We start from the raw sequence: 19,711 nt of genomic DNA on the forward strand, positions 1-19,711 counted from the left end.
GGGGAGTGCCGCGTGGGGATCCGGGACCTGCTGACGTCGTGGCCGGTGTACCGCCAGCTCACCGGGAACGACCCGCTGGGACGCGGCGCCGCGGCGCAGTCGCCCGGGCACGTCGGCCTGCGGCCGCGGACGGCCACGGCCGACCGCGTGGCGAAGTCGGTCTGCCCGTACTGCGCGGTGGGCTGCGCGCAGAAGGTGTACGTCCGCGACGAGCAGGTCGTGCAGATCGAGGGCGACCCCGACTCCCCGATCTCGCGCGGGCGCCTGTGCCCCAAGGGCTCGGCCAGCCTCCAGCTCGTGACGGGCCCGCAGCGCGAGGAGAAGGTCCGCTACCGCGCCCCGTACGCCACGGAGTGGACCGACCTCGACCTCGACACGGCGATGGACATGATCGCCGACCGCGTCCTCGCCGCCCGGGAGCGCGGCTGGCAGGACACCGACGAGCACGGCAACCGGCTGCGCCGCACGACCGGCTTCGCGAGCCTGGGCGGCGCCACGCTGGACAACGAGGAGAACTACCTCATCAAGAAGCTGTTCACCGCGCTCGGGGCGATCCAGATCGAGAACCAGGCCCGTATTTGACACTCCGCCACCGTCCCCGGTCTGGGGGCCTCCTTCGGGCGCGGCGGCGCCACCGACTACCAGCAGGACCTCGCGAACTCCGACTGCATCGTGATCATGGGCTCGAACATGGCCGAGGCCCACCCGGTTGGGTTCCAGTGGGTCATGGAGGCGAAGGCGCGCGGCGCCCGCGTGTTCCACATCGACCCGCGCTTCACGCGGACCAGCGCGCTCGCCGACACCTACGTCCCGATCCGCGCCGGCACCGACATCGCGTTCCTCGGCGGCGTGATCCACCACGTCCTGGAGAACGACCTGGACTTCCGCGAGTACGTGACGGCGTACACGAACGCCTCCTTCCTGGTGGACGAGCGCTACGCCGACACCGAGGACCTCGACGGCCTGTTCAGCGGCTACGACGCCGCGACCGCGAGCTACGACGGGCAGACCTGGCGCTACGAGAACACCGAGGCGACGGGTGAGGCCAGCCCGGAGGGGGCGAAGGAGCAGACCGAGGCGCTGCAGGCGGGCTCGGGCGGGCCGTCGCTGGAGAACGTCGGCGGGATCGTCCAGGACCCGACGCTGCAGCACCCGCGGTGCGTCTTCCAGATCCTCAAGCGCCACTACGCCCGCTACACCCCGGAGATGGTGGAGCGGGTGTGCGGGACGCCGCCGGAGCTGTTCCGCGCGGTGTGCGACGCGTGGACGGCCAACTCGACGCGCGACCGCACGTCCGCGCTGGTCTACAGCGTCGGGTGGACCCAGCACAGCGTCGGCGCGCAGTACATCCGCGCGGGCTCCATCGTGCAGCTGCTGCTGGGCAACATCGGGCGACCGGGCGGCGGGGTGTTCGCGCTGCGCGGGCACGCGAGCATCCAGGGCTCCACCGACATCCCGACGCTGTTCAACCTGCTCCCGGGCTACCTGCCGATGCCGACCGCCGGCCTGCACCCGGACCTGGCGGCGTACGTCGACCACCTGCGGGCCGACTGCCAGAAGGGGTTCTGGTACGACGCCGACACCTACGTCGTCTCGCTGCTCAAGGAGTACTTCGGCGAGCACGCCACGCCGGAGAACGACTTCGGGTTCGACTGGCTTCCGGCGATCGACGGCGACCACGGCACGTTCCGCACGGTCATGGACATGGTCGACGGGAAGGTGTCGGGCTACTTCGTGCTCGGCCAGAACCCCGCGGTCGGCTCGGTGCACGGCAAGCTGCAGCGCCTGGGCATGGCCAACCTCGACTGGCTCGTCGTCCGCGACCTCGCCATGATCGAGAGCGCCACGTTCTGGAAGGACGGCCCGGAGGTCGAGACCGGGGAGATCGTCCCCGAGCAGTGCCGCACCGAGGTGTTCTTCCTCCCCGCCGCGTCGCACGTGGAGAAGGAGGGGACGTTCACCCAGACCCAGCGGATGCTGCAGTGGCGGGAGAAGGCCGTCGAGCCGAAGGGCGACCAGCGCTCCGAGCTCTGGTTCACCTACCACCTGGGCCGCCGGATCCGGGAGCGCGTCGCGGCGTCCACGGACCCGCGCGACGAGCCGCTGCAGAAGCTGGCCTGGGACTACGCGATGCACGGCGACGAGCCGTCCGCCGACGACGTGCTGCGCCGGATCAACGGCGTCGACCTGACGACGGGCGAGCCGGTGAACGCCTACACCGAGCTGAAGGCCGACGGCACGACGATGGCCGGCTGCTGGATCTACAGCGGCGTGTACGCCGACGGCGTCAACCAGGCCGCGCGCCGCAAGCCCCACGACGTGCAGGGACCCTACGAGAACGAGTGGGGCTGGACGTGGCCCGCGAACCGGCGGCTGCTCTACAACCGGGCGTCCGCCGACCCGCAGGGCCGGCCGTGGAGCGAGCGCAAGAAGCTGGTCTGGTGGGACGCCGAGCGCGGCGAGTGGACCGGCGACGACGTGCCGGACTTCCCGAAGGACGTCCCGCCCGACCACGTCCCGCCCGACGGCTCCTGCGGGCCCGCGGCCCTGCGCGGTGACGACCCGTTCATCATGCAGGCCGACGGCAAGGCCTGGCTGTACGCGCCGCACGGCGTCGTCGACGGGCCGCTGCCGACGCACTACGAGCCGCACGAGTCGCCGGTGCGCAACCCGCTCTACACCCAGCAGGGCAGCCCGACGCGCAAGGTCTACGGGCGCCCGGACAACCCGTCGAACCCGTCGCCGCCCGAGGCGCACTCGGAGGTGTTCCCGTTCGTGCTCACCGCGGCGCGGCTCACCGAGCACCACACCGCGGGCGGGATGAGCCGGCAGCTGCCCTACCTGGCGGAGCTGCAGCCGGAGCTGTTCGTCGAGGTGTCGCCCGAGCTCGCACGGGTCCGCGGGCTGACGCACCTGGGCACCGCGCACGTCGTCACCAGCCGGGCGGCGGTGCAGGCGCGCGTCGTCGTCACCGACCGGATGGCGCCGCTGCGCGTCGACGACCGCGTGGTCCACCAGGTCTGGCTGCCCTACCACTGGGGCCACACCGGGCTCGTGTCCGGCGACGTCGTCAACGACCTGTTCGGGATCGTCGTGGACGCCAACGTCTTCATCCAGGAGAGCAAGGTCGCCACCTGCGACGTCCGGCCGGGCCCGCGCCCGCGCGGCGCCGACATGGTGGCGATGCTCGCCGACCTGCGCGCCCGCGCGGGCATCACGACCGAGACCGGCACGCGCGTCGCCACCGTCCACGGGGTGCCGCACACCGCCGACTCGCCGTCCCCCGAGGAGTCGTCATGACCGAGCGGAACCGCCTGTCCGGGCCGATGGACGACGTGGCGGCCGACGCCGGCTACACCGAGCACCCGGCCCGCGTCGGGTTCTTCACCGACACCTCGGTGTGCATCGGCTGCAAGGCCTGCGAGGTCGCGTGCAAGGAGTGGAACACCGTGCCCGAGGACGGGCTCGACCTGCTCGGCATGTCGATGGACAACACCGGCATGCTCGGCGCCGACTCCTGGCGCCACGTCGCGTTCATCGAGCAGGAGCGCGGGATCGGGCACCAGGAGCCGGCGCTGGACCTGCTGCCGACCGGCCCGTCGGGGCTGCCGCAGACCTCGCACGCGGTCGAGCCGCGGCTGCGGGCGGCGCCGCGGGGCGGGTCGGAGCTGGGCACCTCGCCGCTGCCCCGGGACCCCGAGGAGCTGGGGATGCCGTCCTTCTCCCGCCCGGGCGACGGGACCGGGGCCGAGGTCCGCAGCTCCGTGCGCTGGCTGATGGCGTCGGACGTGTGCAAGCACTGCACGCACGCCGGCTGCCTCGACGTCTGCCCGACGGGTGCGCTGTTCCGCACCGAGTTCGGCACGGTCGTCGTCCAGCAGGACATCTGCAACGGCTGCGGCTACTGCGTCTCGGCCTGCCCGTACGGCGTCATCGACCGCCGCGAGGGCGACGGCCGCGCCCAGAAGTGCACGCTCTGCTACGACCGCATCGGCGACGGGCTGGAGCCCGCGTGCGCCAAGGCCTGCCCGACGAACTCGATCCAGTTCGGCGACCTCGACGAGCTGCGCGAGCGGGCCGACCGCCGCCTCGAGCAGCTGCACGGGCTCGGCGTCGAGGAGGCCCGGCTCTACGGCCGCGACCCCGACGACGGCGTGGGCGGCGACGGGGCGTTCTTCCTGCTGCTCGACGAGCCCGAGGTCTACGGCCTGCCGCCCGACCCCGTCGTGCCCACCCGCGACGCGCCCGCGATGTGGCGCGCGGCCGGGGCGGCGGCGGTGGCGTTCGCGCTGGCGGGCGTCGGCGCGTTCCTCGGCGCGGCGCTGCCGGGGGTGCGCCGGTGACGCGCCGCAGGGACCCGGTGCCCGCCGAGCGGCGCAGCGACCTCAGCGGGATCGGGCAGGAGGCGCAGCTGTTCCAGGGCGAGCAGCCCCTGCCGCGGCGCCGCCCCGGAGCCGGCCGGGGGAGGGGCGAGCAGACCGTCGTCCCGGACGCGGAGTTCCGCTCGTACTACGGGCGGCCGGTCCTCAAGGCGCCGGTCTGGGAGTGGAAGATCGCCGCCTACCTGTTCAGCGGCGGGCTGGCGGCGTCGACCGCCGTCCTCGCGGCCGGGGCCGACCTCACCGGCCGCCCCCGCCTGCGCCGCGCGGGCTGGCTCGGGTCGTTCGGGGCGCTGCTGGCGAGCATGTGGTTCCTGGTGTCTGACCTGGGGCGCCCGGAGCGGTTCCACCACATGCTCCGCGTCGCGAAGCCGACCTCGCCGATGAGCGTCGGGACGTGGATCCTCACCCTGTTCGGGCCCGGTGTGGGCGCCGCCGCGGTGTGGGAGCTCGTGCCCGCGCACCGGCGGGGGCACCCGCTCGCGCGCCTGCTGCGCGCGGTGTCGCGCCCGGCCGGGGTGGCGTCGGCGGCGGCGGCGCCCGCGGTCGCGGCCTACACCGCCGTGCTGCTCTCGCACACGGCCGTACCCGCGTGGAACGCGGTGCGCGACGAGCTGCCCTTCGTCTTCACCGGTTCGGCCGCCGCCGCGGGCGGTGGGTTCGGGATGCTCACGACGCCGGTCCGCGAGGCGGGCCCGGCCCGGTGGTTCGCCGTGGCGGGCGCCGCGACCGAGCTGGCCGCGGGCCGGCGCATGGAGCACCGCGCCGGGCTGGCCGGGGAGGCGCTGCGGACGGGCGGGCCGGGGCGGCTGCGGAAGGCGTCGGAGCTGCTGACGGCCGCCGGGCTGCTCGGCACGCTGGCGGCGGCGCCGCGCAGCCGGGGCGCGGCGGCGGCGTCCGGGATCGCGCTGCTGGCGGGCAGTGCGCTGCAGCGGTTCGGGGTGTTCGAGGCCGGGGTGGCGTCGACGAAGGACCCGAAGTACGTGGTGGTGCCGCAGCGCGAGCGGCTCGCCGCCGGTGACGCCGCGGCCCAGCGGGGCGGCTGACGCCCGCCGTCCCCGGACCGGGTGCGCCCGATCCGCTCGTTCACGACCGGTCCGCCCCGGGTACCCGCCGCCGGAAGGAGGACGGGGAGCGGGAGGGGAGCGGGACGGCACGCATGGGCCTGGACGTCCGGACGCGTCCCGGCGACGACGGGACGGTGACCGTCGCCGTCGCCGGGGACGTCGACCTGTCCGCCGCCGACGCGCTGCGCACCGCCGTCGGCGACGCGGTCGCGTCGGGCTCGCCGGTGGTGCTCGACCTCACCGCCGTCCGCTACCTCGACAGCGCCGGGGTGAAGGTCCTGTTCGAGTGCGTCGGGCGGCCGGTGGAGGTCGCGGTCGACGCGCGGAGCCTGCTGCCCCGCGTCCTCGCGATCACCGGCCTGGACCGCCGGCTGGTCGTGCACGAGCGCTGAGCCGTGCGGTCGGAGATCGGCCGACGCGCCGGGCCGGTGCATCCAGGAGCGCCCCCCGGGCGGTAGTCCCGGATGCACGCTCCCCACCGCCCACCAGAGGAAGCACCCATGCGCAGAACCACCCTCGCCGCCTGCGGCGTCGCCGCGGCACTGGCGACGACCCTGGCCGTGGCCCCCGCCGCGTTCGCTCAGGAGACCGGCACCGTCTACGTCGTCCACGGCATCCCGGACACGCCCGTGGACGTCTACGTCGACGGCACCCGCGCCCTCGACGACTTCCAGCCCGGCACGAGCGCCGGTCCCGTCGACCTGCCCGCGGGCAGCCGCGAGGTCGCGGTCTTCCCGGCCGACGCGGCCGACGGCTCCGGCGAGCCGCTGCTCTCGGCGACCGCCGACCTGCCCGCGGGCGGGAACGTCACGCTCGTGGCGCACCTGACCGAGGGCGGCGACCCGACCGTCACCCCGTTCGTCAACGACGTGTCGTCGGTGCCGGCCGGGCAGGCCCGCCTCGTCGTGCGGCACACCGCCGCCGCGCCCGCCGTGGACGTGCTCGCCGGCGGCTCGCCGGTCGTGTCCGGGCTGACCAACCCGGACCAGGAGGCGCTGGAGGTGCCCGCGGGCACCGTGTCGGCCTCCGTGGCCGCCGCCGGGACCACCGAGCCCGTCATCGGCCCGGCCGACCTCGACCTGGCCGAGGGCACCGCGACGTTCGTGCACGCGATCGGCTCGCTGGAGGCCGGCAACCTCGACCTCGTCGTCGTCACGGTCGACGGGCTGCACAGCGCGCCGTCGGGCGTCCCGTCCGGCGCGCCCTCGGGCTCCCCGTACGAGCCCGGCGCCCCCGCGTGGATGCTGCTGCTGGGCGTCGGTGGCCTGGCCGCCGTGACCGTGGGCGCCGCCCGCGTCGCGGCCGCACGGCGCTGATCGCGCGCGCGGTGGCCGCGGTGGCCGTGCTCGCCCTCGCGGGGTGCGCGGCCACACCGACCGCTCCCGCGGCGGCGCCCGCCGCGGCCACCGCACCGTCGCCCGCCCCCTCGCCGTCCGCCGCTCCGTGGTCCACGGCCCCTCCGGAGCCCGGTGATCGTGTCGCGGCGCCGTCTCGGGTGCGGTTGGCTTCCCTCGACGTGGACGTCGAGGTCGTCGACGTCGGGGTGGACGAGCGGGGCGAGATGGAGGTGCCGCAGGACGTGTCGACCGTCGGCTGGTACCGCTTCGGGCCCGGACCGGGCGCCGCGGCGGGCTCCGCCGTGCTCTCGGGTCACGTCGACGACCGCGTGCAGGGCGAGGGCGCGTTCTACCGCCTGAGCGAGCTCGCGCCCGGCGACGCCGTGGAGGTCGAGCTGGCCGACGGCGCGGTCGTGGCCTACGTCGTCGACCGCGTCCGCAGGATCGCCAAGGAGGAGCTGCCCGTCGACGAGCTCTTCGCCCGCGACGGGGCGCCGGTGCTCACGCTGGTGACCTGCGGCGGCGACTTCGACCGCGAGGCCCGCTCGTACCGGGAGAACGTCGTCGTGACGGCGTCGCCCACCGGAGGCGGCGCGGCATGACCGAGGAGCCCGACCGGGCCCTGGCCAGGAGCTTCCTGGCCGGGGACCCGGTCGCGCTCCGCGCGCTGTGGGACGCCCACGGCCGGTCGGTCTACGGCTTCGCGCTGCGCTGCCTGCGCAGCCACCACGACGCCGAGGACGTCACCCAGCAGGTGTTCGTCCGTGCCTGGCGCAGCCGCGCCACCTACGATCCGGAGCGGGGGCGCGCCGGCGCCTGGCTGATGGGCATCGCCCGCCACCAGGTCGCCGACCGGCTCACGGCCCGCAACCGCGACAACGAGGTCATGGACCGGGCCGCCCGGGCCGGCGTGGACCTCGCCGGCTCCCACGGACGCCCGCGCGGGGTCCCGGATCACGTGGTGGAGGCGGTGGTGGTGGCCGACGAGCTGAACCGGTTGCCACCCCAGCAGCGAACGGTGGTGCGACTGGCCTTCTTCGACGACCTGACGCACCAGCAGATCGCGACGCTGACGGGGCTGCCCCTCGGCACGGTCAAGAGCCATCTCCGGCGCGGGCTGGAGCGGTTGCGACGACGGTGGGAGGTCGACGGTGTGGCACCCCGATCCTGACCTGCTCACCCTCGCGGCCCTGCCCGCCGAGGCGCGGGACCCCGCCGTCCAGCGGCACCTCGAGGGGTGCGCGCTGTGCCGTGGCCACGTGGAGTCGCTGCGCCGCACCGTCGACCTGGCGGTGGCCGGTGCCGCCGACGGCAGCGAGTACGGCGAGCCGCCGGACCGCGTCTGGGCCGCGATCACCGGCGAGCTGCACATCACGCCGGACACCGCTCCCGCCCCCGTGTCCCGGCGGTTCCTGCGCCGCGCCGCGGTGCCCGTCGCCGCCGCGCTCGTCGCACTCATGGCGGGGCTGGGCCTGGGCTGGGCGGTCGCGTCCGCGCCGCCGCGGCCCGGGCCGCAGGCCGTGCTCGCGACGGTCGACGCGGCCGAGCCCGGCGCCTCCGGCACGGCGGGACTCGCCGAGGACCGCGGGCGGCGGGTGGTCGTCGTCCGCGTCGAGGGGGCGGTGCCGCCGCCCGGCACCGACTACCTCGAGGCCTGGCTGATGGACACCTCGGGCGGGGGACTGGTGTCCCTCGGGGCGCTGGCCCGCGACGGCGACGGCTACCGCGGGGAGTTCAGCGTGCCCGCGGACCTGCCGACCGCCCGGTTCGCGACGGTCGACGTCTCCGCCGAGCGGTGGGACGGCGACGAGCGGCACTCCCGGACCAGCCTGGTGCGCGGCGCGCTGACCTGACCCGGGCCGCCCCACGCCGCCGCAGGCCTACGAGCCCGCCTCCTGCGCGTCGTCGGTGTCGACCACGTCGGCGTCGTCGTCGCGGCCCCCGGTCGACGCCCCGTCGGGCAGACCGTCGGGCCGGTCCTCCGGCGGTGCGGTCATGGTGGGCTCGGCGTCCTGGTCGTGCTCGTCCTCGCGCTGTGTCGTCATGGCGGGGGCGTACCCGGTACGGGCCCGCCCAAGGGGCCGTCGCCGCCGGGAAGCGCTTGAGCGTGACCGACCCGAGCCGGTCGGCCAGCGCCCCGGGCACCTCCCACTCCGAGGGCGCGCCGGTGGGGGAGGCCTCGTGCGCCGCCGCGGCGGCGAGGACGGCGGCGGCGTCGCCCTCGCCGAGCCGGGTAGACGCACGCGCGCCTTCCCCGGCCCGTCGAGGGCGACCACGCCGTCCTCGGGGCAGCCGCCCAGGCACGGCACCCCGCGGACGGCGACCCCGGAGCCGGCCAGCGCCCGGAGCAGGCGCCGGCCGAACTCGCCGCTCGCGCGGGTGTCGTAGCGCGGGCAGGTGCGGCAGACCAGCAGGGTCACCGCGCGGCCTACGGGCGCCGGCCGACGAGCTGCTCGGTGCCCGTGGCCGGCATGTTCCCGGGGTCGGGGGCCGGCGCCTCGTCGGCGGGGCTCTCCTTGTGGAACCGCCCGTCCTTCATCACGTAGTGCAGCCGGTCGTGGTCCTGCAGCACGGTGATGTCGGCGAGCGGGTCGCCGTCGACGAGGATCAGGTCGGCGAGGTACCCGGGCTGGACCTTGCCCAGCTCGTGGGGCCGCAGCATGATCTCCCCGCCGAGCGCGGTGGCCGACAGGATCGCCTCCATCGGCGTGAAGCCGAGCAGCTCGACGAAGTGCTCCAGGTCGCGGGCGTAGGTGCCGTGCGGGGTCCAGGCGAACCCGTAGTCGCCGCCGGGCAGCAGCTTGATCCCGCGCCGGTGCATCTCGCGCAGCCCCTTGACCGCCTGCTCGAGCTCCTTCTTGTAGCCGACGGCCTCGGCGGCCTCCTGCGGGAAGCCGAACGCCTCCGCCTCGTAGAGGGTGGCGACGAGCCAGTTCAGGCCGGGCGCGACGAACACCCAGTCCTTGGCCTCCTCGAGCATGTCCAGGCCCTCCTCGTCGACGAAGGAGGCGTGGTAGACGATGTCGACGCCGTGGCGGACGCACATCCGCACGCTCTCCGCGCTGCGGGCGTGGGCGCAGACCCGCTTGCCGCGCCGGTGGGCCTCGGTGACGGCGGCGGCCACCTCCTCGTCGGAGAAGTAGGTGTCCTCGGCGCGCTGGGTGCCGGTGATCTCCTCGCCGGTCATCGACAGCTTGATCTGGTCGACGCCGAGCTCGATCAGCTCGCGCACGGCCTTGCGCATGCCCTCGGGGCCGTCGGCGAACTTGGTGATGGACTTGATGAGGGCGCCGCCGGTGACCGCGATCTCCGGGCCGTTGGCGAGGTAGCGCGGGCCGGGGATGCGCCCGGCGTCGATCGCGTCGCGGCAGACGACGTCGAGGCGGTCCTTCGCCGACGCGGCGCCCAGGCACATCGTGTAGCCGGAGTCGATGTAGGTGCGCGCCGACTCGATGCAGAACAGCAGGTGCTCCTCGACGGGCATCGTGCCCAGGCCGTCGAGGTCGGCGCTGTTGTTCCAGGAGAAGTGGGTGTGGGCGTCGCACAGCCCGGACATCAGGGTGCGGCCGCGGCCCTCGACGACGCGGGCGCCCGCCGCCCGGGCGGGGTCGACGGTGCCGACGGCGGCGATCCGGTCGTCCTCGACGAGGACGTCACCGGGGTAGGGGTCGGCTCCCGTGGAGTCGAGGATCGAGACGTTGCGGAACAGGGTCGTGCTCATCGCGGGTGACTCCTCGTCGGTGAGGCGGGACTACAGGAACTTGCGCAGGTGGTCGGTGACGGGCCCGGCGGCCTCCAGGGCCGTCCAGTGGCCGATCCCGGGCACGATCTCGACGGTCGCGTCGCCGTGGGCCGCGGCGAGGTCGTGCGAGACGGCGGGCGGGCCGACCCTGTCCTCGTCGCCGGTGACCAGCAGCAGGGGCAGCGCCGGGTCGACCGGGCCGGGGTCGGTGGCGGCGGCGAGGGCCTCGCAGTTGCGGGCGTAGCCCTCGGGGTCCTGGCGCATCACCAGCTCCCGGACGAACGCGGCGATCTCGGGCCGGTCGCGGCGGGTGGCCTCGGACAGGGCGTTGGCGACGACCCCGGGCGCGACGGCGGCCGTGCCCTGCGCGCGGAGCACCGCGGCGCGGTCGCGCTGGGCCTGCCGGCCCGCCTCGGCGGGCTCGGCGACGGCCCCGAGCAGGGCCAGCGCGGAGACCCGGCCGGGGTGGCGCGCGGCCAGGGCCCGGGCCACCAGCGTGCCCATCGAGTGCCCGACCACCGCGGCGGAGGCGACGTCCAGCGCGTCGAGGACGGCGGCCAGGTCGTCGGCGTGGCTCTCGATGCTGATGCCCTCGGCGAGCCCGGAGCGCCCGGCCCCGGCCGAGTCGACGCGGATCACGCGGTGGTCCGCGGCCAGGGCGTCGGCCTGGACCTGGAAGAAGTTCGAGGTGCCGCCGAGGCCGTGGACGAACAGGACCGCGGGGCCCTCCCCGTCGACCTCGACCGCCAGTTCCGTGCCGTGGACGTTCATGCGTCTCCTCGTCGGGCGATGCGGTTGCGCTGGGCGCCGAGGCCGGTGATCGCGACCTCGACGACGTCGCCGGCCACCAGGAACCGCGGCGGGTCGAAGCCGATCCCGACGCCGGCGGGGGTGCCGGTGGCGATGACGTCGCCGGGCTGCAGCGTGATGCCGGCCGAGATCACGGCGATCAGCTCGGGGATGTCGAAGATCAGGTCCTTGACGGGGGCCGACTGCCGCGGCTCGCCGTTGACGCGGCTCTCCACCACCAGCGCGGTGACGTCGACGACCTCGTCGGCGGTGACGGCGTAGGGCCCCATCGGGCAGTGCGTGTCGAGCGACTTGCCGATCAGCCACTGCTTGTGGCTGCGCTGCAGGTCCCGGGCCGTGACGTCGTTGACGATCGTGTAGCCCCACACGTGGCGGTGGGCGTCCTCGCGTGCGATGCCGCGCCCGCCGACACCGATGATCACCCCGAGCTCGGCCTCGTAGTCGAGCTCGGAAGTGACGCCGGGGTGCGGGTCGACGTCGTCGAACGGGCCGGTGACCGCGGTCGTGGCCTTGGAGAACACCACCGGGTGCTCGGGCATGTCCTCGGAGCGGTCCGGGCTGTCGTAGCCGGACCGGCCGAACTCCACGACGTGGTCGCGGTAGTTCTTGCCGACGCAGAACACGTTGCGCCGCGGCACCGGGATGGGCGCCCGCAGCACGACCGCGCCGAGCGGGTGCCCGGGCGCGCCGGCCTCCCCGCGGGCCGCGCGGCCCACGGCGTCGGCGTACCCGGCCCACCCCTCGACGAGGTCGAGCACGCCCGTGCCGGCCGGCAGGACGGCGGACAGGTCGCGCACCACCTCCCGCTCGGCGTCGACCACCCCGGGTCGGTCGCCGTCCCCGGTCGAGAACGTCACCAGCTTCATGGGCTGAACCAATCTGAACCATTTGACACCAATGCGGACCGCGAGACCGTACGCCGCTGCTCTCGTCCTTGTCGAGAGGCGCTGGGACGCAGATTTATTGGTGTCGATTGGTCCGACGGGTTACGGTGTCGGCGTGCTGACCGTCGAGCAGTCCCTGCGCGCCCTCGTCCACGACGGGGCGGCGGACGGGTCGCTGGGCCCGGGGGCGAAGCTGCCCACCGAGCGCGCGCTCGTCGAGCGCCTCGCCGCGCCCCGCAGCGCGATCCGCCGCGCGCTCGACGCGCTGGAGGAGGAGGGGCTGGTGGTGCGCCACGTCGGGCGCGGCACGTTCCTCACCGAGGCGGCCCACGCGCCGGCCGGCGACGCCCCCGCCGACACCAGCCCGGCCGAGATCATGCAGGTCCGGCTCGTCATCGAGCCGCCGGTGGCGGCCCTGGCGGCGCGCGTCGCCACCTCCGCCGACCTCGACCGCGTCGGCGCGTGCCTGGAGCGCGGCGGCGCCAGCGACGACTTCGAGGGGTTCGAGTCCTGGGACGCCCGCCTGCACCGGGCCATCGCCGAGGCCGCGCACAACGGCCTGCTGATGAGCATGTTCGACGTCATGAACACCGCCCGCGCACTCCCCGTGTGGGGCACGCTCAAGCGCCGCACCTCCACGCCCGAGCGCCGCCGCTGCTACCACGCCGAGCACACGACGATCGTCGAGGCGCTGCGCGACCGCGACGCCGACGCGGCCCACGCCGCGATGCGCCGGCACCTGGAGAACGTCGCCGACAACCTGCTGGGGCGGCACTGACAGCCCGGCGGGCCGTCAGGGGACGGGCGACCACCGCGCCAGCACGATGGTGGCGTCGTCCTGCAGCACCCCGTCCTGGTGGCGCAGCACGGCCCGGACCAGCCGCCGGACCGTCTCCGGGGGCGGGGCGTCGGCGGCGGCCTCGCGCTGCAGGAATTCGACGAGCCGCTCCTCGCCGAAGAACGCGCCCGTGGCGTCGCGCGCCTCGGTGATGCCGTCGGTGTGCAGGACCAGCCAGTCGCCGGGCTGCAGCACCTCCTCGCCGACCGTCAGCTCCTCGGTGCGGGCGGCGGCGGGCGCGGACGCCGCGGCGGCGGCGATCCCGAACAGCGGACGGCGGCCGCCCTCGAGCGACCGCACGACCCGGCCGTCGCGCATCAGCATCGGCGGTGGGTGCCCGGCGGTGACGTAGCGCATCCGTCCGGACGCCAGGTCGACCTCGGCGAGCACCCCGGTGACGAGCCGCGTGGTGCGGCCGAACAGGTCGCCGACCGTCTCGTCGATGGCGGCGGCCTGGTGGTAGAGGCCCTCGCCGCCGCGGCGTGCGGCGCGGTAGGCCGACAGCGCCGCCGCGGCGACGAGCCCGGAGAACAGCGAGTGGCCGGTGGCGTCGAACACCGCGAGGTGGGCCGTCGTCCCGCTCAGCGCGTAGTCGAAGGCGTCGCCGCCGACCTCGTAGGCGGGTTCGAGCAGCCCGGCCAGCACGAACGCGTCCGTGCCCGCGGTGAGCGGCGGCAGCAGCTCCCACACCAGCTCGGCGGCGGCCGTGCGCCGCGTGCTGCGGCGCAGGACGTCCAGCCCGTCGCCGTAGCGGGTCGTGGCGGTGATGAGGTGGCCCAGCAGCGCGCTGAGCCAGCGGCACTGGTCACGCAGGTGGGGGTCGTCGAGATCGGCCGGGTCGTCCACCGCGACCTCGACGACGCCGAGGCGCTCCACCCCGTCGAGCAGGGGGAACCACATCCGCGGCGCCCCCGACGACCCCGAGGTCAGCACCTGCACGCGGGAGAAGGCGCGCCCCGCGGCGCTGGAGTCGATCCCGAGCGGCTCCCGGCCGCCCGCCGCGGGGACCAGTGCCTCCTGGTCGTAGTCGACGAGGAACACCGACACCTCCACGCCCAGGGCCCGCCCGGCGGCCTCCGCGACGGCCGGCAGCCGCTCGGGCGGCGCCCGGTGGCTGCCCTCCAGCGCCTCGACCAGCGCGGCGAGGGGTCCCGAACGGGGCGGCGGTTCCCGCACGGCGAGCCGGTAGGGCACCCGCCGCCCGGAGATCTCGTCGAGCCGCTCGTTGACGGCGTGGGCGAGCAGGTCGGTCTCCGCGGCGGGCAGGGGCGTTCCCCCGTCGAGGTGCTCCCGCACCTCGACCGGCCCCTCGAGGCCGCCGAGCGCGAAGTAGCGGCGCCACAGCTGCTCGGCGGTGAGGTCCGCGCGGGAGAGCCCGACGGCGAGCAGCCGCCGCTGCTCCTCGGCGCCCGGGCGCGGCCTGCGGTCGTCGCCGGTCACGACGGCCCCGGCGGGCGGCGGCGCCGCGTCCCCGGGCGCACCAGGTCGACGGCGACGTCGTGCAGCGTCCGGCCCTCGTGGCGGCCCGCGGCGATCAGGACGGCGAGGGCGCGGTCGCCGTCGACGTCGCGGCGCTCCATCACCACGCCCCGGGCGGTGTTGATCACGTCGCGGCTGCGCAGGGCGGAGCGCAGGTCGTCGCTGAGCCGGCCCGCCGCCTGCGCCGACCCGGCGTGCGCCAGCACGATCGCCGCCTGCGCGCCCAGCAGCGCCAGCACCCGGGCGGAGCGCTCCCCGAAGGCGCCGCCCACCGTCGAGTAGACCTTGAGCGCGCCCAGCGCGCGGTCGCCCGCGACCAGGGGCGCGCTCATCGCCGAGCGCAGGCCGAGCGCCGCCGCCTCCCGCGTCCACCGCGGCCACCGGCGGTCCGCGCCGAGGTCGTCGACGCGGACGAGGAGCCGGTCGGCGCACGCCGTGAGGCAGGGGCCCTCACCGAGGGAGTACTGCAGGCCGTCGGCGCGCAGGACCACCTCGGCGGAGGCCCCGCGGCTGGTCGGTGCGCCGTCGTCGTCGACCAGGGTCAACCCGGCTCCCGCGCACCCCGGGACGGTCTCGGCCGCCACCGAGGTGAGGAGTCCGATGGCGGTGCCGACCGTCTCCGGCGGGAGCAGCAGGCCCGAGGTGCGGGCGTGCAGCGACGAGAGCTCGTCGGCGGGCGGCAGGTGGTGCGGCACACGGGCGGATACCCCCTGCGCCGCGGTCGACGCCGGGGGGACATCGGCGGTTGCGCCCCCCGACCGCCGGGTACCGGAAGGGCCATCGGGCCGGTGCGACGGAGCGGGCCAGCACGGAGGACGGGAGCGCGAGTGTTCGTCGAGGGGTCGGCCGGGACGTCGCCGTGCGGCTGGTAGCGCACACCGGTCCCGGTGGGGTGCGGGTGGAGCTGCGCGGCAGGGTCGCCGCGGACGGGGACGGGGAGCTCAGCAGCGTCCTGGGCGTCCTCCTGCAGGAGCACGGGTGCGTCGTGGCCGACCTCGGCCGCCTCGGGAGCACCGACCCCGACACCGTCACCGGCCTCGTCCTGGTGCTGGTCGACGCCGTGGACGCGGCCGGCGGGTGGCCGGCGGCGCGGCTGGTCGTGAGCTGCCCGGACCCGGACCTGCGCGCGACGCTGGCCGGGCTGCCCGCGCTGACCGGTGTCGTCCTGGCGACGTCGGCCGAGCAGGCCCGCAGGCGGTGCGGGGAGCGCCCGGTCCGGCTCTCGGCGCAGTGGACGGTCGACGACGAGCCGTCGTCGCTGGCCCGGGCCCGCCAGGTCGTGGCCCGCTGCGCCCGGGCGTGGTCGGCGGGGGGCCGCCGCTGGGACGTCGACGACGTCGTGATGGTGGCCAACGAGCTCGTCACCAACGCCCTGGAGCACGCCCGGTCGAGCGCGCTGCTGCGGATGACGCTCGACGGCGACGTGCTGGAGGTGGCGGTGCGCGACTCCTCGCCCCGGCCGCCGAGCCTGCGGCCGCACGACGTCCGCGCGGCGCGGGGCCGCGGGCTGCAGGTGGTGCAGGCGCTGTCGGACCGCTGGGGGTGGACGCCCCACGACGACGGCAAGGTGGTGTGGGCCCGCCCGAGCGGCGCGGTGCCGGTCTAGCCGCCCGCCACCGCCAGGGGGCGTGCCGCGAGCACCGCGTCGAGGGCGCCGCCCAGGCTGGTCACGGGCACGACCCCGGCCGGCAGGCGCGTTCCGCTCCAGCCCGGCCCGGCGGCGAGGACCGTCCCGGCCAGCGGGAGCAGCTCCCGCAGCACCCCCGGACGTCCGGTGCGCGGGGTCTGCGACCACAGCACGGCGACGTCGGTGGGCCGGGCCTGCGCGGCGGCCACGACGGCGGCGGTGGGCAGCGACGCGCCGAACGCCGTCGCGGCGACGCCCCGCTCGGCCAGGGCGGCGTGCAGGGCGTCGAGGCCGAGCTGGTGGCGCTCGCCGTCGGTGCAGCCCAGCAGGACCCGGGGTGACGGGGCGTCGCGCGAGCCGTACCGGGCGCTGTGCCGGTGCAGCGCCGTCGTCAGGCACCACGACAGCAGGTGCTCGACGCCGATGCAGGCCTCGTCGGCCCCGGCGCGCCGGCCCACGCTCCGCAGGGCGGGGACGCACGAGCGCTCCCACACCGGGGTGACCCCGTCGGCGGCCAGCGCGGAGGTGAGGGCGCCGAGCACGGCGTCGGCGTCGAGGCGCAGGGCGCCCCGCACGAGCGCCTGCGTGATCGGCCGCCGCGGCGGGGCGGCCTCCTGCGCCGGTGCGGGCGCCGGCCGCTCCGCCGTCGCCCGGGCGATCCCGGCCGCGACCGCGACCGGCACGCCCTCGCCGACGAGGCGGCGCACCGCCTGCAGCACGGCGAGGTCGTGCTCGGTGTAGCGGCGGTGCGCGCCCTCGCGGTGGCCGGTGGCGGTGAGCCCGTGGCGCCGGCTCCAGCTCCGCAGCGTCGACGGCGCGACGCCGATCCGCCGCGCCACGGCCCCCGCGGTCCAGACCGGCTCCGGACCGGGGTGCTGTGCCGTCACGACCCGCCGTCCTCCCCGCGGGGCGGGAGCAGCGTGCGCAGCACGTCGTCGGCGTCGGACGCGGGATCGAGGAGGTCGAGCGCCCCGGCCGCGGAGAACGCCCGCACGACGGCGTCGCTGCGGCGCCCGACCAGCCGCAGCGCCACGTCCCGCGACCCGGCCCGCGTGACGCCCTCGACCACCGCGTCGACCCCGCGCGCGGCGGGGAACGTGACCTCCGCGAGGTCGACGACGACGACCTCGGTGGCCGCGTCGAGCAGCGTCTGCAGGCAGTGGGTGAACTGCGGCTCGGTGTCCCGGTCGATCTCGCCGCGGACCCGCACGACCGCGAGTCCCGACGCCGGCCGGGTGGCCGTGACCGCCAGACCGGCGGCGGTCCCGTCGTGGTGGTGCATCTCGTCCCTCTCGCGTTCCGGCGATCGGGACCAGGGTAACGACCCTGCCTGCGGACCGCTGGCGCTGCACCGCTCCCGCAACGGACCGGACCGGACCGGACCGCCGGGACCGTCAGCGGGGAGGGGCGGCGACCCCGAGGGGAGGTCCGACGATGTCCGTGCCGAAGCGGGCGGAGGCCGCCGCGAGGCGCGGCACGTCCGGGACCGACGGCGGGGGGAGCCCCGGGCCGTCCGCCCGGGAGCCGACCGCCGCCACGAACTCCTCGAACCCGCCCGGGCTGGTGATCTGCAGGGCGCGCACCGGCTCGGCCGAGCTGACGACGAACGCGTGCGGCACCGCCCGGGGCAGGAACACGAACCCGCCGGGGGCGACGTCGAAGGCGTCGTCGCCGCACTCCACGTGCAGGGCCCCGGTGAGCACGAGGAACGCCTCGTCCTCCGCCCCGTGCACGTGCCGCGGTGGTCCGAAGCCCTGCGGTGCCGCGAACTCGAGCAGGGTGTACGCCCCGCCCGTGCTCGTGCGGTCGGCCTTCACCGTCATCCGCGTGTCGAGGAACCACCAGGCGTCGCCGGCGCCGTCGGGCAGGTGGAAGGACATGGCCGCCTCCTATTAGACTGCGGGTCTAATCAGACTGCCAGTATAGTAAGGAGGTGACGCAGGTCAAGAGGATGGCGAGGGGCGGCGCGCGGCAGGCGATCCTCGACGCCGCGGGGCGGCTCTACGCCGAGCAGGGCTTCCTGGCGACGTCGATCGAGCAGATCGCGGCGGCCGCCGGGGTGGCCCGGCCCACGGTGTTCACCGCGACGGGGGGCAAGGCGGCGATCCTCAAGGAGGTCGTCGACATCGCCCTGAGCGGCGACGACGACCCCGTGCCGGTGCGCGAGCGCCCGTGGTTCGTCGAGATGATGGACGAACCCGACCCGCACCGGATGCTCGCCCTGCACGCCCGCAACATCACGACGATGGGCCGGCGCGTCGCCGCGGTCTACAGCGCCGTCGAGGCGGCGTCGACCGCCGACCCCGACGTGGGCGCGCTCTGGGAGTCGCTGCAGGCCCAGCGCCTGGCGGGCTCGCGGATGGTCGCCGAGCGCTTGGCCGGGAAGACCGCGCTGCGCGAGGGCTACGACGCCGACGCCGTGGCCGACGTGCTGTGGTCGGTCGGCTCGCCGATGGTCTACCGGAAGACCGTGACCGAGCGGGGCTGGTCGCCCGAGCGCTACGAGCGCTGGATGGCCGACCTGCTGCGCCGGCTGTTCCTGCCCGACCCCGCGTGACGCCGTGTGACGCCCTGTGACGCCGCCGGCCCCGCGACCGCGCGGGTGACCGCGGCTTGCCCGGCCCGCCGGGGTGCGCCACCCTGTGCGCGTGAGTGAGAAGACCGTCGCCCTGACCCTGGACGAGGCCGGACTGGCCACCGACCTGCCCCGGCCGCAGCATCCGCGCGACGAGGTGCAGCAGGTGCCCTACCGCCCGGTGCAGTTCCGCGACGACGACCTGCCCACGGCCCTGGAGCGCTCGGCGGCCTGGCTGCGGGCGGCGCAGGAGTGGCTGGGGGAGCCGCTCGACGTCATCGCCGTGCACCTCGACTACGACGACCGCGCCGGGTCCCCGTACTACGAGGTCAAGCTGCTCTGCAACGAGGAGGACCTCGCCGGCGCACCGCTCGCCGTCCAGCGGGCGGAGCTCGACGCGCAGCGCTGAGCCGGGCTCAGCGCAGCCGGCGCCACAGCGCCCGCACGCCGCCCACGGTCCCGGTCGCGACCAGCAGCGGGATCGGCAGGCAGCACCCGCACCCGCCCACCGACACGTCGGCCCCGCCCCGGGTCCGGCGCGAGTAGTACGGGACGGGGCCCCACAGCCCGAAGCGGCCGCGGGGCGAGCCGGGGCCGAGCCCACCTCGGCGGTCGAGGGGGAACCGGCGCGTCCTGCGGAACAGACCCATGCCCGCACCGGTACCCGTCGCCGGGCCCGTCAACCGCGGTTCCCGCCGCCCCCGGCGGGTACCGACCGGGCATGAACCCGTGGAGGACGGCCGTCGAGACGGCGTTCCGGGGCGTGGCGCGGTGGCGCCACGGCCGGGCCGTGCACACCCCGGGCGTGGAGCTCGACGCCGAGATCGACCTCGACCCGGACAGCCTGCTCGGGCACGCCCTCGGCGCGTCCGGGCCGCGCCCCGCGCTGGTGCGGGTGTCGCGGTCGGTCGGGCTGCCCGGCGGATGGCCCGACCTGCTCGGGATCGCCCTGCGCGTCCCGGCCGGGCACGGG

At 76.0% G+C, this 19,711-nt stretch carries 22 protein-coding genes; 12 read left to right on the forward strand and 10 right to left on the reverse strand.

The genetic code is table 11. From position 1 onward, the window contains the following. Nucleotides 1-12 precede the first annotated feature (12 nt). From fdh to HOP40_RS18280, 8 genes are all read left to right on the forward strand, one after another. The gene (gene fdh, locus HOP40_RS18245) at nucleotides 13-3,300 is read left to right on the forward strand and encodes a formate dehydrogenase (protein ID WP_240157132.1); all 3,288 of its coding nucleotides are present in this window, start codon (nucleotides 13-15) and stop codon (nucleotides 3,298-3,300) included. Further along, entirely contained in the window at nucleotides 3,297-4,343 is a 1,047-nt protein-coding gene (locus HOP40_RS18250) for a 4Fe-4S dicluster domain-containing protein (protein ID WP_172160190.1), read from the forward strand. The genes fdh and HOP40_RS18250 overlap by 4 nt, the downstream gene beginning before the upstream one ends. Next, nucleotides 4,340-5,425, forward strand: a complete 1,086-nt coding sequence (gene nrfD, locus HOP40_RS18255; RefSeq protein ID WP_172160192.1) for an NrfD/PsrC family molybdoenzyme membrane anchor subunit — start codon at nucleotides 4,340-4,342, stop codon at nucleotides 5,423-5,425. Before HOP40_RS18250 ends, nrfD begins: the two co-directional genes overlap by 4 nt. 113 nt (nucleotides 5,426-5,538) lie before the next feature. Beyond that, nucleotides 5,539-5,838, forward strand: coding sequence for an STAS domain-containing protein (locus HOP40_RS18260; protein ID WP_172160194.1), 300 nt, complete (start codon nucleotides 5,539-5,541; stop codon nucleotides 5,836-5,838). 108 nt (nucleotides 5,839-5,946) lie between these two features. Continuing rightward, nucleotides 5,947-6,762, forward strand: a complete 816-nt coding sequence (locus HOP40_RS18265; RefSeq protein ID WP_172160196.1) for a DUF4397 domain-containing protein — start codon at nucleotides 5,947-5,949, stop codon at nucleotides 6,760-6,762. 185 nt (nucleotides 6,763-6,947) lie between these two features. Continuing rightward, nucleotides 6,948-7,385 (forward strand): class F sortase, encoded by a 438-nt coding sequence (locus HOP40_RS18270; RefSeq protein WP_172160198.1) that lies wholly within the window; start codon nucleotides 6,948-6,950, stop codon nucleotides 7,383-7,385. Then, the gene (locus tag HOP40_RS18275; protein ID WP_172160200.1) at nucleotides 7,382-7,954 is read left to right on the forward strand and encodes an RNA polymerase sigma factor; all 573 of its coding nucleotides are present in this window, start codon (nucleotides 7,382-7,384) and stop codon (nucleotides 7,952-7,954) included. Before HOP40_RS18270 ends, HOP40_RS18275 begins: the two co-directional genes overlap by 4 nt. Next, the gene (locus tag HOP40_RS18280) at nucleotides 7,935-8,636 is read left to right on the forward strand and encodes an anti-sigma factor (RefSeq protein ID WP_172160202.1); all 702 of its coding nucleotides are present in this window, start codon (nucleotides 7,935-7,937) and stop codon (nucleotides 8,634-8,636) included. The genes HOP40_RS18275 and HOP40_RS18280 overlap by 20 nt, the downstream gene beginning before the upstream one ends. A 27-nt stretch (nucleotides 8,637-8,663) precedes the next feature. On the opposite strand, the gene HOP40_RS18285 is transcribed toward HOP40_RS18280, so the two are convergent. The 4 genes from HOP40_RS18285 to HOP40_RS18300 form a co-directional block, all read right to left on the reverse strand. Then, on the reverse strand, nucleotides 8,664-8,828 hold the full coding sequence (locus HOP40_RS18285) for a hypothetical protein (RefSeq protein WP_172160204.1): 165 nt from the start codon (nucleotides 8,826-8,828) through the stop codon (nucleotides 8,664-8,666). Between the two features lie 383 nt (nucleotides 8,829-9,211). Then, nucleotides 9,212-10,504: a metal-dependent hydrolase family protein gene (locus tag HOP40_RS18290; RefSeq protein WP_172160206.1), complete on the reverse strand. Its 1,293-nt coding sequence runs from the start codon at nucleotides 10,502-10,504 to the stop codon at nucleotides 9,212-9,214. A 30-nt stretch (nucleotides 10,505-10,534) separates the two neighbouring features. Further along, nucleotides 10,535-11,296, reverse strand: coding sequence for an alpha/beta fold hydrolase (locus HOP40_RS18295; protein ID WP_172160208.1), 762 nt, complete (start codon nucleotides 11,294-11,296; stop codon nucleotides 10,535-10,537). Further along, nucleotides 11,293-12,201, reverse strand: coding sequence for a fumarylacetoacetate hydrolase family protein (locus tag HOP40_RS18300; RefSeq protein WP_172160210.1), 909 nt, complete (start codon nucleotides 12,199-12,201; stop codon nucleotides 11,293-11,295). Before HOP40_RS18300 ends, HOP40_RS18295 begins: the two co-directional genes overlap by 4 nt. Before the next feature lie 133 nt (nucleotides 12,202-12,334). Here HOP40_RS18300 and HOP40_RS18305 point away from each other — a divergent pair, with 133 nt between their 5' ends. After that, complete coding sequence (locus tag HOP40_RS18305) at nucleotides 12,335-12,997, forward strand: FadR/GntR family transcriptional regulator (RefSeq protein WP_205346805.1); 663 nt, start codon at nucleotides 12,335-12,337, stop codon at nucleotides 12,995-12,997. 15 nt (nucleotides 12,998-13,012) lie between these two features. Here the strand turns inward: HOP40_RS18305 and HOP40_RS18310 are convergent, their stop codons facing one another. Both HOP40_RS18310 and HOP40_RS18315 read right to left on the reverse strand, forming a co-directional pair. Further along, the gene (locus tag HOP40_RS18310; protein ID WP_172160213.1) at nucleotides 13,013-14,497 is read right to left on the reverse strand and encodes a PP2C family protein-serine/threonine phosphatase; all 1,485 of its coding nucleotides are present in this window, start codon (nucleotides 14,495-14,497) and stop codon (nucleotides 13,013-13,015) included. Then, a complete protein-coding gene (locus tag HOP40_RS18315; protein WP_172160215.1) occupies nucleotides 14,494-15,231 on the reverse strand; it encodes a GAF and ANTAR domain-containing protein in 738 nt (245 codons plus the stop codon). The genes HOP40_RS18310 and HOP40_RS18315 overlap by 4 nt, the downstream gene beginning before the upstream one ends. Nucleotides 15,232-15,395: 164 nt before the next feature. On the opposite strand from HOP40_RS18315, the gene HOP40_RS18320 reads away from it, so the two are divergent. Continuing rightward, the gene (locus HOP40_RS18320) at nucleotides 15,396-16,142 is read left to right on the forward strand and encodes an ATP-binding protein (protein WP_172160217.1); all 747 of its coding nucleotides are present in this window, start codon (nucleotides 15,396-15,398) and stop codon (nucleotides 16,140-16,142) included. On the opposite strand, the gene HOP40_RS18325 is transcribed toward HOP40_RS18320, so the two are convergent. From HOP40_RS18325 to HOP40_RS18335, 3 genes are all read right to left on the reverse strand, one after another. Next, a complete protein-coding gene (locus HOP40_RS18325) occupies nucleotides 16,139-17,050 on the reverse strand; it encodes a MerR family transcriptional regulator (RefSeq protein WP_172160219.1) in 912 nt (303 codons plus the stop codon). The two genes, HOP40_RS18320 and HOP40_RS18325, sit on opposite strands and share 4 nt — an antisense overlap. Next, nucleotides 17,047-17,445: an STAS domain-containing protein gene (locus tag HOP40_RS18330; protein WP_172160221.1), complete on the reverse strand. Its 399-nt coding sequence runs from the start codon at nucleotides 17,443-17,445 to the stop codon at nucleotides 17,047-17,049. The genes HOP40_RS18325 and HOP40_RS18330 overlap by 4 nt, the downstream gene beginning before the upstream one ends. 112 nt (nucleotides 17,446-17,557) lie before the next feature. Then, complete coding sequence (locus tag HOP40_RS18335; protein ID WP_172160223.1) at nucleotides 17,558-18,043, reverse strand: cupin domain-containing protein; 486 nt, start codon at nucleotides 18,041-18,043, stop codon at nucleotides 17,558-17,560. Between the two features lie 53 nt (nucleotides 18,044-18,096). Between HOP40_RS18335 and HOP40_RS18340 the strand changes: the two genes are divergently transcribed. Continuing rightward, nucleotides 18,097-18,720 carry a TetR/AcrR family transcriptional regulator gene (locus HOP40_RS18340; protein WP_172160225.1) on the forward strand — a complete coding sequence of 208 codons (624 nt, stop codon included), beginning with the start codon at nucleotides 18,097-18,099 and terminating at the stop codon, nucleotides 18,718-18,720. Between the two features lie 91 nt (nucleotides 18,721-18,811). Further along, on the forward strand, nucleotides 18,812-19,147 hold the full coding sequence (locus HOP40_RS18345; RefSeq protein WP_172160227.1) for a hypothetical protein: 336 nt from the start codon (nucleotides 18,812-18,814) through the stop codon (nucleotides 19,145-19,147). A 7-nt stretch (nucleotides 19,148-19,154) separates the two neighbouring features. Here HOP40_RS18345 and HOP40_RS18350 read toward each other — a convergent pair whose 3' ends face one another. Next, nucleotides 19,155-19,388, reverse strand: coding sequence for a hypothetical protein (locus tag HOP40_RS18350; protein WP_172160229.1), 234 nt, complete (start codon nucleotides 19,386-19,388; stop codon nucleotides 19,155-19,157). Nucleotides 19,389-19,711: the final 323 nt, after the last annotated feature.

The organism is Pseudonocardia broussonetiae, assembly GCF_013155125.1.
Taxonomy (GTDB): Bacteria; Actinomycetota; Actinomycetes; order Mycobacteriales; family Pseudonocardiaceae; genus Pseudonocardia; species Pseudonocardia broussonetiae.